At 71.3% G+C, this 12,863-nt stretch carries 13 protein-coding genes; 5 read left to right on the top strand and 8 right to left on the bottom strand.

The annotated features are described in order from the left end of the window. Positions 1-149: 149 nt before the first annotated feature. Both ACGFIE_RS19700 and ACGFIE_RS19695 read left to right on the top strand, forming a co-directional pair. Positions 150-542 carry a type II toxin-antitoxin system RelE/ParE family toxin gene (locus tag ACGFIE_RS19700; RefSeq protein ID WP_393296486.1) on the top strand — a complete coding sequence of 131 codons (393 nt, stop codon included), beginning with the start codon at positions 150-152 and terminating at the stop codon, positions 540-542. Beyond that, the gene (locus tag ACGFIE_RS19695; RefSeq protein WP_121654474.1) at positions 542-856 is read left to right on the top strand and encodes a transcriptional regulator; all 315 of its coding nucleotides are present in this window, start codon (positions 542-544) and stop codon (positions 854-856) included. The genes ACGFIE_RS19700 and ACGFIE_RS19695 overlap by 1 nt, the downstream gene beginning before the upstream one ends. 21 nt (positions 857-877) lie before the next feature. Here the strand turns inward: ACGFIE_RS19695 and ACGFIE_RS19690 are convergent, their stop codons facing one another. From ACGFIE_RS19690 to ACGFIE_RS19660, 7 genes are all read right to left on the bottom strand, one after another. Further along, a complete protein-coding gene (locus ACGFIE_RS19690) occupies positions 878-1,552 on the bottom strand; it encodes a DUF2306 domain-containing protein (RefSeq protein WP_393296484.1) in 675 nt (224 codons plus the stop codon). A 99-nt stretch (positions 1,553-1,651) separates the two neighbouring features. Further along, positions 1,652-2,299, bottom strand: coding sequence for a response regulator transcription factor (locus tag ACGFIE_RS19685; RefSeq protein ID WP_363687045.1), 648 nt, complete (start codon positions 2,297-2,299; stop codon positions 1,652-1,654). Beyond that, positions 2,296-3,369 carry a sensor histidine kinase gene (locus ACGFIE_RS19680; RefSeq protein WP_393296482.1) on the bottom strand — a complete coding sequence of 358 codons (1,074 nt, stop codon included), beginning with the start codon at positions 3,367-3,369 and terminating at the stop codon, positions 2,296-2,298. Before ACGFIE_RS19680 ends, ACGFIE_RS19685 begins: the two co-directional genes overlap by 4 nt. Before the next feature lie 52 nt (positions 3,370-3,421). Then, positions 3,422-3,811, bottom strand: coding sequence for a hypothetical protein (locus ACGFIE_RS19675; RefSeq protein ID WP_393296480.1), 390 nt, complete (start codon positions 3,809-3,811; stop codon positions 3,422-3,424). Positions 3,812-3,829: 18 nt separating this feature from the next. Continuing rightward, on the bottom strand, positions 3,830-4,240 hold the full coding sequence (locus ACGFIE_RS19670) for a hypothetical protein (RefSeq protein WP_393296478.1): 411 nt from the start codon (positions 4,238-4,240) through the stop codon (positions 3,830-3,832). Positions 4,241-4,339: 99 nt separating this feature from the next. Then, positions 4,340-5,035 carry a response regulator gene (locus ACGFIE_RS19665; protein WP_393296476.1) on the bottom strand — a complete coding sequence of 232 codons (696 nt, stop codon included), beginning with the start codon at positions 5,033-5,035 and terminating at the stop codon, positions 4,340-4,342. Then, complete coding sequence (locus tag ACGFIE_RS19660; RefSeq protein WP_393296474.1) at positions 5,032-6,618, bottom strand: ATP-binding protein; 1,587 nt, start codon at positions 6,616-6,618, stop codon at positions 5,032-5,034. Before ACGFIE_RS19660 ends, ACGFIE_RS19665 begins: the two co-directional genes overlap by 4 nt. 84 nt (positions 6,619-6,702) lie before the next feature. Here ACGFIE_RS19660 and ACGFIE_RS19655 point away from each other — a divergent pair, with 84 nt between their 5' ends. Beyond that, positions 6,703-8,085 carry a cation:dicarboxylate symporter family transporter gene (locus ACGFIE_RS19655; RefSeq protein WP_393296472.1) on the top strand — a complete coding sequence of 461 codons (1,383 nt, stop codon included), beginning with the start codon at positions 6,703-6,705 and terminating at the stop codon, positions 8,083-8,085. 124 nt (positions 8,086-8,209) lie between these two features. Here ACGFIE_RS19655 and ACGFIE_RS19650 read toward each other — a convergent pair whose 3' ends face one another. Further along, positions 8,210-8,650 carry a hypothetical protein gene (locus ACGFIE_RS19650; protein WP_393296470.1) on the bottom strand — a complete coding sequence of 147 codons (441 nt, stop codon included), beginning with the start codon at positions 8,648-8,650 and terminating at the stop codon, positions 8,210-8,212. An 83-nt stretch (positions 8,651-8,733) separates the two neighbouring features. Between ACGFIE_RS19650 and ACGFIE_RS19645 the strand changes: the two genes are divergently transcribed. Both ACGFIE_RS19645 and ACGFIE_RS19640 read left to right on the top strand, forming a co-directional pair. Continuing rightward, positions 8,734-10,560: an alpha-galactosidase gene (locus ACGFIE_RS19645; RefSeq protein ID WP_393296468.1), complete on the top strand. Its 1,827-nt coding sequence runs from the start codon at positions 8,734-8,736 to the stop codon at positions 10,558-10,560. A 111-nt stretch (positions 10,561-10,671) separates the two neighbouring features. After that, positions 10,672-12,837: an FUSC family protein gene (locus ACGFIE_RS19640; protein ID WP_393296466.1), complete on the top strand. Its 2,166-nt coding sequence runs from the start codon at positions 10,672-10,674 to the stop codon at positions 12,835-12,837. Positions 12,838-12,863 lie beyond the last annotated feature (26 nt).

Here is a 12,863-nt window from a genome sequence, read left to right as displayed (position 1 = left end):
CACCCGGAGATGTCGTCGTCACCCGCCATGTCTGGTCTCCCTGGTCGTACCGCTAACCCAACTCCGCAGAGTCTAACAACGGATCTTCCGTCCGCCACCGGGTTCCGACCTGATGCCGCTTCGGGTATAGCTCGGGCTATAGTTATCCCATGTCTCATGAGCCGCCACGTCGCTGGGCGATCAGGACGACAACGGATGTCCGCGACTGGTTGCGATCTCTGCGGCAGACCGACCCGGCGACGTACCGGTCGGTCAACGTGGCCATCGACATGCTTGCTGAGGCGGGCACTGGCCTGGGGCGTCCGCTGGTTGACACCCTCAAAGGTTCGACCGTCAGCAATCTCAAGGAACTCCGACCGAGGTCCGGAAGGGACGTTGCCGTACGGGTCCTGTTCGTCTTCGATCCCTGGTCCCAGGCCGTGCTGCTGGTGGCCGGCAACAAGGCAGGAGACTGGAATCGATGGTACGAGAAAGCGATCCCGGTCGCTGAGATCGCGTACGAGGGTTGGCTGGCCTTCGAGAGGAAACGGAGGGAGAGCTGATGAGCGACTTCCATGACTGGAACGACATTCGGGCCGAGCTGCACGACGGGGACGATGAAGCGCTCGACGCCGAACGTGCCCGCACCGAGGCGTGGATCAGCGCGTTCCATCTTGCCGAAGAGCGGAAGCGGCTGGGCCTGACCCAGCGACAGGTGGCTGAGCTGATGGGTGTCACGCCCGGTCGAGTCAGTCAGATCGAGAACGGCGACCTGGAGGCCAACGAGGTCGCGACGCTGAGCCGATACGCACGGGCGCTCGGGGCCCGCATGCGGATCATCTTCGACTACGGCGACGACCTCCGGCAGATCGCTTGATCCGGGGCCCGGGAAATGACCTCAAGCAGGGGAGCCGTCCCGGGCAGGGACGCCAGCCCTCTGGACAGCGACAGACGTCCGTCGGCGAATTCTGATGACGGCCTCGATCACCGCCAGGTTGATGATCCAGGCCAGGGTCTGGCCGACCGGAATCATCGAGGGCGCCTGCGCGCCGATCTCGCCCGCGGTGACCCTGCCGAACGGGATCTGCACCAGCAGAAGCAGGGGTACGAAAATGCGAGCCGTGACGGCGAGGAAGGTCAGCGCGTAGTTGCGCATCATCCAGTTCCGGTGGGCGGCGAAGTCCCGCCGTCGGGCGGCCCGGTACCCGAGACCGCCGGTGATCAGCCACAGCGCTGCCGCGGTGGTGAGACTGATCTGCGTCAGGAGGTGACCGGACCACAACGCGACTGGGATCGCCGTGAGGCCGGACGGCAGGACTCCGATGACGAGGTAGCAGCGGCCGATGGTTCGGTGGATCCGTGGGCGGGCGCGCACCTTCGGTATGAACTGGAGAGGGCCGAGGATCAGCGCGACCGCGGCGGTGAAGATGTGCGTGACGAGCACGCCGTAGTGCATGGCGTCACTGACGTCGATACGGCTCTTCTGGATGTCCAGGGCCAGGTACGGGTACGCGAGCACCACGCTGACGACGACGGCGATGACGAGCAGCAGCCAGGGCGTTCGTTTCTGCATGCCCCCAGCGTTTCCGACGACGCCGTTTTCCGCGTCCGCCCCACGACGGCCGACGCGTACGTCAGGCAGCGTACGGCCAGGGGGTCGGCCCGGCCGGCGTCAGCGCTCTGCGGTGAGGCCGGCGCGGATGCCGAAGACGACGAGTTGGGCCCGGGTACGGGCATTCAGTTTCACCATCGCCCGACTGGCGTGGGTCCGCACGGTTGCCGGACTCAGCGACAGTTCTCGGGCGATCTGCTCGTTGGTGTGACCGGTGGCCACCCAGGCCACGACCTGCCGCTCCCGGTCGGTGAGCGTGTCGATGCCTGTGACGCCGCCGCCTGGCTGGCTGAACAGCGACACCACCCGCCGGGTCACCGACGGCGACAGCAGCGCCTCGCCGGCCGCCGCCACCCGGACCGCCCGAACCAGGTCCGCCGGGTCGGTGTCCTTCAGCACGAAACCAGCGGCCCCGGCCTGCAGCGCCTCGAAGATGTACCTGTCGATCTCGAAGGTCGTCACCACGATCACCCGGGTGCCCGCGAGGTCGGGCTCGGCCGCGATCGCCCTCAGCGTCGCCAGGCCGTCCAGGCCGGGCATCCGGACGTCCAGCAGCAGGACGTCCGGCCGCACCCGGCGCACCACCCGCAGTGTGTCGTGCCCGGAGGCTGCCTCGCCCACCACGGCCAGGTCGTCCTCCCGGTCGATGAGCACCCGCAGGCCCCACCGCACCAGTTCCTCGTCGTCGGCCAGGACCACCCGGATCACCCGGCACTCCCCACCGGTAGCCACGCCGTGACCTGGAAACCACCGCCGGTCCGTGGGCCGGCGGTGAACCGACCGCCGACAGCCTCGACTCTGCGGCACAGCCCCGACAACCCTCGGCCTCCCGTCGCGGCACCGTCGGCGGCGCCCCGCCCACGGTCACCTACCTGCACCACCACGTCACCGTCGACCGGTGTCACCTGCACATCCGCCGTGGTCGGTCCGGCATGCCGCAGCATGTTCGTCAAGGATTCCTGCACCACCCGGTACGCCACCGCGTCGACCTCATCGGTAAGCGCCACCTCGGTCATCGTCACCTCCACCGGCAGACCGGCCGCGCGGATCTCGTCGACGAGGGCACCGACACCGGCCAGCCCTGCCTCCCCGGCACGCGGATGGAACGCGTCGAGCATGCCGCGCAGGTCGGCCAACGACACGCCGCTGGTGGCCTTGATCGCTTCCAAGGAGGCGCGCGCCTGGTCGGGGCGCTCGTCGAGCACCAACAGCGCGATCCCGGCGTGCATCGCGATCAGCGCGAAGCCGTGTCCGGCGACGTCATGCACCTCGCCGGCGAGCCGTACCCGCTCGGCCGTGGCCGCCCGGGCCACCAGATCGCGCCTGGCCCGCTCCCGGGCCACAGTCGTGAGGTGCACCAGCGCGCCCAACGACCACGGCAGCACCACCCAGCCGGTCCATCCCATGGCGAGCAGGGCGGGCTGGTGCAGGTGCGGCATCGAGCGCAGCAGCACCGTTACCGAAGCGGTGAGCGCCGCGATCCCGCACGCGGCGGCGGACAGTCGCAGCGGCCGGCGTCTGGCCACCTCGAACATGGCGACCACCATGCACAACTGCACCGGCCCGTACGGGTAGCCGGCCAGCAGGTAGGCGCTGACGCTCAGCATGGCGCCGGCAAGTGCCCAGACCGGCGCCCGACGCAATCCCACAGTCGCCAGTGCCGCCGCCGAGACCAGCGAGATCCCCCAGAAGTCCAGGGCCGCATCCGCGGTGTCCTGCCCGCGGGCCGCACCGATCGTGCCGGCGACGAGCACCGCCGCCGCCACGACCATCCACATCAGGTCCGTCAGCCATCGGAACCGCCGGGGCCCGGGTCGCCCGTCGTGTTCGTCACCTCCCACGAGCCCGCCACGCCCCGAGCATCGCCACGACCCCCGTGACCGCGGCGAACGCCAGCCCGAGCGACATCACCACGTTGCCCGCGACGGTCCCCACATTGTCCGAACGGAAATTCGGCGTGAGTTGGCCGGCCGCCCACCCGCCGAGGACGATCCACAGCGAGATCAGCACCGAGAACACAGGCGCCCACCAGCGCGGGACGGTGAACACCACCAGGGCGCCGCACACCACGATGAAGACGACCCCCGGTGGAAACACGGGGAACTTGCCGGGGTCGGCGACCCACTGGATGAGCAGTCCCAGGATGCCCACCACCAGCCCCCACAGCGACAGCCTTGTGCTTCTCGATGCCGCCGCCACTCTCGCCACGATCGCGCTCACCGTCGAGGTCCTTCCGTCTCAGTTGTTCTGTCGTCCGTCTGGGTGCGCCGTCCGGGCCGGCACGGATCTGTGCCGCCGAACGGCGGCGATCCCGAACGCGGCAGCCGCGGCGAATCCGGCCAGCTGGAGCCATGCCGCGCAGAACTGGACGGGTTCCGCCGGCGTACCGAGCCGATCCACGAAGGAGGCGTCGGAGAACCCGCCGACGAGAAACAGGACGCCCGTCACCACCGCCAACAACGGCATGAAGCGCCACCTGACGGCCGCCACCACGGCGGCCACCCCCAGGTAGATCAGCGGCCCCGGCCCGTCGTAACCGGCGACCAGGCTGCGGGAGGAGACAATCTCGGGACCAGCGTCGCCGATCGCCGCCACGACCAGCGCCACGCAGGTCGCGACGGCCCAGCGGCGCCGATCCGCCTTCGCCATGGATTGATCCGTCACGGCTCGACTATCCGCCGCCTGGCCGGGATCGGCGTCAGCCCACGGAAGGCTCGGCTCTACGCAAATCTGCGTAGCCGGGCCGGCTCACCGGGGCCGGTATTCGACCTCGGGGCGGCCGGGGGTGCCGTAGCGAGGGCTGCGGACCGCGCGGTCGATGGTCACCAGGTATTCCAGGTAGCGGCGGGCGGTCACCCGGGAGATGCCTGTCGCCGCGCTCACCTCGGTCGCCGACAATCCCGCCTGCGGGCCGGTCCCGTCGGCAAGCGCCGCGCGTACCCGATTGAGGGTCTGCGCGTCGAGGCCCTTGGGCAGGCTGTGCCCGGCGGCGCCGCGCAGGGTGGCGAACATCCGGTCCACGTCGTGCTGCGCGGCGACCTCACCGTCGGCGAGCGCCTGCGCACGGTAGTCGGCGTAGCGCTCCAGCTTGTCGCGGAACGCGGCGAAGGTGAACGGTTTCAGCAGGTAGTGGGTCACCCCGAGGGACACGGCCGTCCGCACCACTGCCAGGTCCCGCGCGGAGGTCACCGCCAGCACGTCGACACTGCTGCCGGCCGCGCGCAGCGCCCGGCAGACATCCAGGCCGTGCAGGTCCGGCAGCCGAAAATCCAGGAGTACGAGGTCCACGTCGCCGCCGCCGCCCGCGCGCAGGGCCGCCATGGCCGCCCGCGCGGTGTGCGCCACCCCGACCACCACGAAACCGGGAACCCGTTCGGTGTACGCGGCATGCGCCTCGGCCAGCAGCGGCTCGTCCTCGACGACGAGCACCCGGATGTCTGTCATCGCGGGGCACCGCCGATCGGCAGGCGGACCGTGAACAGACTGCCGCCGTCGTCCGAGCGGCTCACGTCGTAGCTGCCACCGTGGCGGCGGACCACCTGCCCGATCAGCGCCAGACCGAGCCCTCGTCCGGTGCTCTTGGTGGACCAGCCGCGCCGGAACGCGTCCGCCACCCGGTCCGCGGCCAGCCCGGGCCCGCTGTCGGCGACCCGGACCACCAGTTCGTCGTCGACTGCGCCGACGAAGACCCGCACCGTGCGTGGTGGTGGCGTGCCCGCGACCGCCTCCAGGGCGTTGTCGATCAGGTTGCCGACGACTGTGAGCAGGTCGTTTGTCGGCAGGGGGCTGTCGTCCAGGCGGCAGTCCGGTTCGATGACCAGGTCCACGCCCCGCTCGCCGGCCTGGGCGGACTTGCCGAGCAGCAGCGCGGCCAGGGCCGGCTCGGTGACCGCGTCGACCACCCGGTCGGTCAGCTGCTGCGCGAGGGCCAGGTCGCGGGTGCCGAGCCGGACCGCCTCGTCGGCCCGGCCCAGCTCCACGAGCGTCAGGACGGTGTGCAGCCGGTTGGCCGACTCGTGAGTCTGCGCCTGCAACGCCTCGGTCAGCGCACGGACCGAGTCCAGCTCGCTGGCCAGGGTGCGCAGCTCGGTCTGGTCGCGCAGGGTCAGCACCGTGCCCAGCGGCGCGCCCTCGAAGCGGGCGGTCCGCTGGTTGGCCACCAGCACCCGGTCACCGGCCAGCATGGGCTCGTCGAGGGCGTCGCGGCCGGAGCCGAGCAGCTCGGCCACGGCGGGCGGCAGGTCGATCCCGGCCACCGGCTGGTCGGTGACCGGCTCGTCGGCGTCGAGGCCCAGCAGCCGCCGGCCCTCGTCGTTGACCAGCGCCACCCGCCGATCGGTGGTCAGCACCACGAGACCCTCGCGCACCGAGTGCAGGACCGCGTCGTAGTACTCGTACATTCGGGTCATCTGCGCCGGTCCCAGGCCGTGGGTCTGCCGGCGCAGGCGGCGGCTGAGCAGCCACGAACCGGTCGCGGCGAGGGCGAGCGCCGGCGTCGCGACGCCCAGCAGGACGGGAAGCTGGCGCAGCAGCTTGCGGTTGATGGCCCGGGTGGTGATACCCACCGACACCAGGCCGACGATGCGCCGCTCTTCGTCGTACACCGGCACCACCGCACGCACCGACTCGCCGAGGGTTCCGACGTTTGTGGTGGTGAACGGTCGGCCCGCCAGGGCGGGCCCGATGTCGCCGACGAACGGCTCGCCGATGAGTTTCGGAGTCGGGTGCGAGTAGCGGGTGCGGTCGGGGGCCATCACGACCACGAAGTCGGTGTCCGTGGCCCGCCAGGTCGATTCGGCGTACGGCTGGAGGATGCTGGCCGGGTCGGCGGTCGTGAGGGCCGCGCGGACGTCGGGGGAGCCGGCCACGGTCTGCGCCACCGCGAGCACCTTCTCCTGCGCGGCCTGGCGGGAGTCGACGCGGGCCAGCCAGACGGCGCCCGCCGCGCCACCCAGTACGAGCAGCGTCACCACCACCGCCTGGAGGGCGAACAGCTGCCCCGCGATGCTCCACTGTCGTCGGGCCACCCCCAGCACCTCCTCGAGGTATTTCGCGGTGAACAGAATGACCGCAAGGATGTCAACGGGTGAGACGCGCTTCACATTGTCGACATGGACACCACCGCATCCACCACCACGGCGGAGCCGTCGGCCCGCCGGGACCGTACCCGTTACCTGTACCTGGCCGTCATCGTGGCCGTGCTCGCCGGCATCGTGGTCGGCCTGGTCGCCCCCGATTTCGGCAAGGAACTCAAGCCGATCGGCACGGGCTTCGTCAACCTGATCAAGATGATGATCAGCCCGGTCATCTTCTGCACGATCGTGCTGGGCGTCGGCTCCGTCCGGCAGGCCGCGAAGGTCGGCAAGGTCGGCGGTCTGGCGCTGGGCTACTTCCTGACCATGTCGACGGTCGCGCTCGCCATCGGCCTGGTCGTCGGCAACCTCATCCACCCCGGCGCCGGCCTGGACCTCGGCCAGGACCTCGCGGGCGCGGGCAAGGCCGCCGCCGGCGACGAGGCCGGCGGTACGGCGGAGTTCCTGCTCGGGATCATCCCGACCACCCTCTTCTCCGCGCTCACCGAGGGGGAGGTGCTCCAGACGCTGCTGGTGGCGCTGCTCGTCGGCTTCGCCGTGCAGGCGATGGGCCGGCGCGGTGAGCCCGTGCTCGGCGCGATAGCCGTCATCCAGCGGGTCGTCTTCAAGGTCCTCGCCATGATCATGTGGCTGGCGCCGGTCGGCGCGTTCGGTGCGATGGCCGCCGTCGTCGGCGCGACGGGTGTGGACGCCCTCAAGAGCCTCGCCCAGATCATGCTCGGCTTCTACGCCACCTGTCTGATCTTCGTGCTGGTCGTCCTGGGCGCGCTGCTGTGGTTCGTGGCCCGGATCTCGATCTTCTCGCTGCTGCGCTACCTGGGCCGGGAGTTCCTGCTGATCCTGTCGACCTCCTCGTCGGAGTCGGCGCTGCCCCGCCTGATCGCGAAGATGGAGCACTTCGGCGTGAGCAAGCCGGTCGTGGGCATCACGGTGCCGACCGGGTACTCGTTCAACCTGGACGGCACGGCGATCTACCTGACGATGGCGTCGCTGTTCATCGCCGACGCGCTGGGCAACCCGCTCTCCATCGGCGAGCAGATCTCGCTGCTGCTGTTCATGATCATCGCGTCGAAGGGCGCTGCGGGCGTCACCGGCGCCGGCATCGCGACCCTGGCCGGCGGGCTCCAGTCGCACCGACCCGACCTGGTGGACGGCGTCGGGCTGATCGTGGGCATCGACCGATTCATGTCGGAGGCCCGGGCGCTCACCAACTTCGCCGGCAACGCCGTGGCGACCGTCCTGGTCGGCACCTGGACCGGCGAGTTCGACAGGAATCAGGCGGCCGGCGTGCTACGCGGCGACGACCCGTTCGACGAGGCCACGATGCTGGACGACCACGACGAGGACGAGTCCGCGGCACGCCCCGACGAGGCGCCCGCCCGGGCCGGCGTCCCCGCCTGACCCGTTCGTCGACTTGATCGACACGGGTTCGGCGAAACCGGGGTATCCGAACGCGTCGGACCCACCGATTTCGCTGAACTCGTGTCGATCACCACCGAGAGGCGCTGGCCGACGCGTGTGAGGGTTACCGGGCGGCGGGCCGGTGGGTAGCGTGGGACGTCGTTGCCCGCAGGGCCGCCGTGCAGAACTCGGCCGGTGGCAGGTATTCGTGGGCGGCCACGTAGTGGAGCAGGAGCTGGGGCGCGGCGTACACGACGCCGTCGCCCCGTACCTCGAATTCGGCGCTCTCGCGGGCGATCGCGCCCTGCCGAACGGCGTCTCTGGTGTCCTCGCCCAGGTCCCGGACGCAGATCTCGCAGTAATGGTACCCGCGTGTCTGGCGGACGCGCACCGTGGCCAGTTCGGTCAGAGCGGACAGCAGCCCGTCCGGGGGAGCGCCGGTCGGGAACGGATGCGCGGCATCCAGCCAACCGACGTTGAGCAGCGGCTCGTCGGACGCCCCATGCCCGTCCTCGTCGTGCCGCTCGAGGTACGTGTACGGCGTCAGGTCCGCGAAGTAGGTCACGGGTTCTGTCTACCCTCGATGCACTTGACAGGCGATGTGTGAGCGTTAACATCGACAACCACCACTGTCCATCGGGAGGTCCGATGACGCTCGTCCTCGCGCGTTCCACCGCACGGCGCATGGCCGGGCTCACGGCCCTGGTCGTCCTGCTCGCCGTCGGCCTCAGCGTCATCTCCGGAAAGCCGGCCGCGGCCTGGGACAACGGCACGGCGAACACCCCGCCGATGGGGTGGAACAGCTACGACTCGTTCAACTGGCGCGTCACCGAGTCCGACGTGCGGGCCAACGCCGACTACATGCGCGACAACCTGCGCCAGCACGGCTGGGAGTACGTCGTCATCGACTGGGCCTGGTACTACCCGGGCCAGCACAACAACAGCCCCAACCAGGACGCCAACCTCAATCCCCGGCTGCGGATGGACGCCAACGGGCGGCTGCTGCCGGACACGACGCGGTTCCCGTCTGCGGCGGGCAGCAACGGGTTCAAGCCTCTCGCCGACTACGTGCACGACCAGGGCCTGAAGTTCGGCGTCCACCTGATGCGCGGCATCCCGCGGCAGGCGGTCGCGGACAATGTGCCGATCCTCGGCACCAACTGCCGCGCCAACCAGATCAACAACAGCACCACCGCGGCCTGGCTCAACCTGATGTGGGGCCTGAACATGTCAAACGCCTGCGCACAGGCGTACCTGGACTCGGTCTTCCAGCTCCTGGCCAGTTGGGGTGTCGACTTCGTCAAGGTGGACGACATCGCGGCCCCGACGTACCGGCAGGCCGAGGTCGAGGGCTACCGGACGGCGATCCAGCACAGCGGTCGGCCGATGGTGCTGAGCCTCTCGCCCGGCGCGACACCGCTGGCCAGTGGCGCGCACGTGCGGGACAACGCCCACATGTGGCGCATCGTCAACGACCTGTGGGACAACTGGTCGTCGCTCGACGCGCTGTTCGACCAGTTGCGCAACTGGACGCCGTACCGGACGACGGGCGCCTGGCCCGACCCGGACATGATCCCGATCGGACGGCTGTCGAAGTACGGGCCTGTCGGCTCACCCCGCTACTCCGGGCTCACCGCCGACGAGCAGCGCACACTCATGAGCCTGTGGGCGATCAACCGGGCGCCGCTGATGTGGGGCGGCAACCTGGTCGAGAACCGCGCCGCCGAGCTGGCGTTGATGACGAACGCGGCGGTGCTCGCCGTCGACCAGAACAGCGCCAACAACCGGCAGCTCGTCGGCGGTACCCGGCAGGTGTGGACCGCCGACGTTCCGGGCAGCGACAACCGGTACGTGGCGCTGTTCAACCGCGAGAGCGCGACCGCCAACGTCTCGCTGAACCTGGCCGACCTGGGGATCGGCTCGGCCACCGTCACCGACCTGTGGTCAGGTGCGGGTCTCGGCACCGTCACCGGCACGCTCACCCGATCCCTCCCCGCCCACGGCAGCGGCCTGTACCGGGTGGCGCCGCTGACCACCGCCCCCACGCCTACCACCTACACGGTGGCCGCGCGGCACAGCGGGAAGCTCCTCGACGTCTCCAACGCGTCCACCGCCGACGGCGCCAACGTGGTGCAGTGGGGCGCGAACGGGCAGGCCAACCAGCGGTGGCGGTTCTCCGACGCCGGCGGCGGCTACTCCACGGTGACAAGTGTCAGCAGTGGCAAGTGTCTCGACGTGTACGGCGGCGCGGGTGCCACCGGCGACGGCGTCCGGGTGATCCAGTGGGCCTGCAACGGCGGCACCAACCAACAGTGGCGCGTCGAGGACCTCGGGACCGGGTACGTCCGGCTCGTCGCCCGCCACAGCGGCAAGTGTCTCGACGTGCAGAACGCGGCCACGGCGGACGGCGCCCAGGCCGTGCAGTGGACCTGCGGCACCGGCGCCAGCCAGCAGTGGCGACGCACCACCGTGTAGCGCGCCGTCGCCCCCTCGGCGTGATTCGGTCGCGAAACACGCCGCAGCCGCGCGACCCCGAGAACAATTGTGGATCGGAAAGGGGTGCCGCGACGAACCGGGGGAGCAGGCGTGCTCGCAACCAGCCTCCTCGGCCGGCTGCGTCGCCGTGACCCGGGGGACGCCGTCCTGCGGCGCGCGGTGCGCCTGACGCTCGTCGCATCAGTCGTCTTCTACGCCTGCCGTTACGGGGCGGGCAGTCAGGTGCTCGCCACGTACGGGCTGTTCGGCACGATCGCCGCCGGGTCGTTCGCCCAGTTGCCCGGTCCGGCGCCGCAGCGGGCGCGGATCCTCGTCACGGCGCTGCCGGCGGTCTGGGCGTTGATCGCGGCCGGCACGCTGCTGGCGTGGAGCACGTGGGCAGCGGCCGGCGGAATGCTCGTCGTCGGGTTCGTCGTGTCGTTCGCGGGGGTCGGCAACCCGCGCCTGGTGGGTCTGGCCAGCGCCTTCCAGCTCTTCTACATCCTGGCGTCCTTCCCGCCGTACCAACCGGACACCCTGCCGCAGCGCCTCGGCGGGGTCACGCTCGCGGTCGTGCTGCTCGCCGCGGCCGAGGTGCTGCTCTGGCCCGATCCGGTGCCGGTCACCTACCGGCAGCTGCTCACCCGGGCGGCCGACGGCGTCGCGGTGTTCCTCGACGATGCCACCGACGCGCTTACCGACCCGCACGCCGGTCACGGTGGTCGGGACAGCCGGCGTGCCCAGGCGTACGACCTGGCGGCCCCGCTCGGTCTCGGCCGTAACCCGCCGGAGCGGGCGCCGACCGCGGCGGGCGCCCAGGACCGGGCGCTGCGGATCTCCGCTGCGGCGTTGCGGGAGGTGCTCGCCGAGGCGGACCGGCTCGCGGCCGACGCCCCGCCCGAGCCGATCCCGGACCTGGCGGCGGCGCGGCTGCTGCGCGCCTGCGCGGAGACGACCAGGGCCGGCGGCCGGAGCCTGTCACCCGGCGTGGCACCTGTCGACCTGGAGAGCCTGGACGCCGCGATCCGCACGGCCGAGGCCGCGTACCCGGTGGAACGCAGTGGCGGCACGCCGGACGTACCCCGGATGTGCCGGGACGCGACCGCGCTCGCCCTCGCCGACCAGGTGCGGGTCTTCGCCGTCGGCGCCCGGGTCGCCGCCGGGGCACGGCCCGCCGGGGGCGAGGCCTACCCCAGACTCTTCGAGTACGCGCGACACAGCCCGTGGACGCTGTACTGGCGGCAGTTCCGCGCCCACCTGGCTCCCCGCTCCGCCCACCTGCACAGCGCGCTGCGACTGGCCGTGGCGCTGTCGGTCGCCCGGGTGGCCGCCGGGGTGTTGCAGCTCCACCACGGCTTCTGGGTGCTCCTGACGACGCTCACGGTCCTGCGGACCTCGGCCGCCGACACGCGCACCGCGTTGCGACCGGCCGTGCTGGGCACGATCGCGGGCGTCGTCGTGAGTGGCCTGCTGGTGCTCCTCATCGAGGAGCCCATCGTGTACGCCGTCGTGCTGCCGGTCACGCTGCTGCTGGCGTTCGGTGTCGGTCGCCTGCTGGGCCCGGTGTGGCAGCAGGCGCTGTTCACCCTGCTGCTGACCGTCGTCTTCAGCCAGCTCAGCCCGGAGGGGTGGCGGCTCGCCGAGGCGCGTCTGGTCGACGTCGGACTCGGCGCGGTGGTCGGTGTGCTCGCCGGCGTCGCGATGTGGCCGCGCGGCGCGAGCCACGACCTGCGCCACAACGCCGCGCGGTACCTGACGGCCAGCGGGGACGCGGTCGCGCAGACCGTGGAGGCGGTGCTCGGCGACGCGCCGCCGCCCGAGGACGACCTCGATCGGGTACGCCGGCGCATGGTCCTGGTCGACTCGTCCTACTGCCAGTACCACTCCGAGCGCCACGACCCCCGACGTGGGCGCGTCGACTGGGACGCCGCCCTGGGCGCCGGGCAACACGTCGTGCCCGGCGCCGAGTCGCTGCTGCGCCGCAACCCGCCCGGCTGCCTCGCCGGCTGGCCGGCGGCGGCGGTCCTGCTGCGCGACGCGGCCGGGCAACTGCGCACGGCGTACGACGAGCTGGCCGGCGAGGTGGCACACGGCCGGACCTCGGGGCCGGTGCCCGCCCCGGCCGACTGTGTCGACGAGGTGGACCGGGTCCGCCCGCTGCTCGGCACGGTGGACACCGCGGCAGTGCGGCACCTGGTCGAGGTCGACAGGTGGCTCGCCGGCCTCGCCGACAGCCTCAACCGGATCCACCCGCCTGCCGCGGGCCGGCGTCGCTGACGTCGCGTCCCCGGCCGTAGGCGGCG

It is taken from the genome of Micromonospora sp. NPDC049275 (genome assembly GCF_043197115.1).
Classification (GTDB): domain Bacteria; phylum Actinomycetota; class Actinomycetes; order Mycobacteriales; family Micromonosporaceae; genus Micromonospora.
This window is presented reverse-complemented; position numbering and strand designations above follow the sequence as displayed.

Excerpts from the sequence above, each read along its gene's own strand:
- ACGFIE_RS19700 (WP_393296486.1), top strand. The coding sequence starts at position 150 with ATGTCTCATGAGCCGCCACGTCGCTGGGCGATCAGGACGACAACGGAT.
- ACGFIE_RS19645 (WP_393296468.1), top strand. The coding sequence starts at position 8,734 with ATGACGCTCGTCCTCGCGCGTTCCACCGCACGGCGCATGGCCGGGCTC.
- ACGFIE_RS19655 (WP_393296472.1), top strand. The coding sequence starts at position 6,703 with ATGGACACCACCGCATCCACCACCACGGCGGAGCCGTCGGCCCGCCGG.
- ACGFIE_RS19680 (WP_393296482.1), bottom strand. The coding sequence starts at position 3,369 with ATGTGGATGGTCGTGGCGGCGGCGGTGCTCGTCGCCGGCACGATCGGT.
- ACGFIE_RS19695 (WP_121654474.1), top strand. The coding sequence starts at position 542 with ATGAGCGACTTCCATGACTGGAACGACATTCGGGCCGAGCTGCACGAC.
- ACGFIE_RS19690 (WP_393296484.1), bottom strand. The coding sequence starts at position 1,552 with ATGCAGAAACGAACGCCCTGGCTGCTGCTCGTCATCGCCGTCGTCGTC.
- ACGFIE_RS19665 (WP_393296476.1), bottom strand. The coding sequence starts at position 5,035 with ATGACAGACATCCGGGTGCTCGTCGTCGAGGACGAGCCGCTGCTGGCC.
- ACGFIE_RS19670 (WP_393296478.1), bottom strand. The coding sequence starts at position 4,240 with ATGGCGAAGGCGGATCGGCGCCGCTGGGCCGTCGCGACCTGCGTGGCG.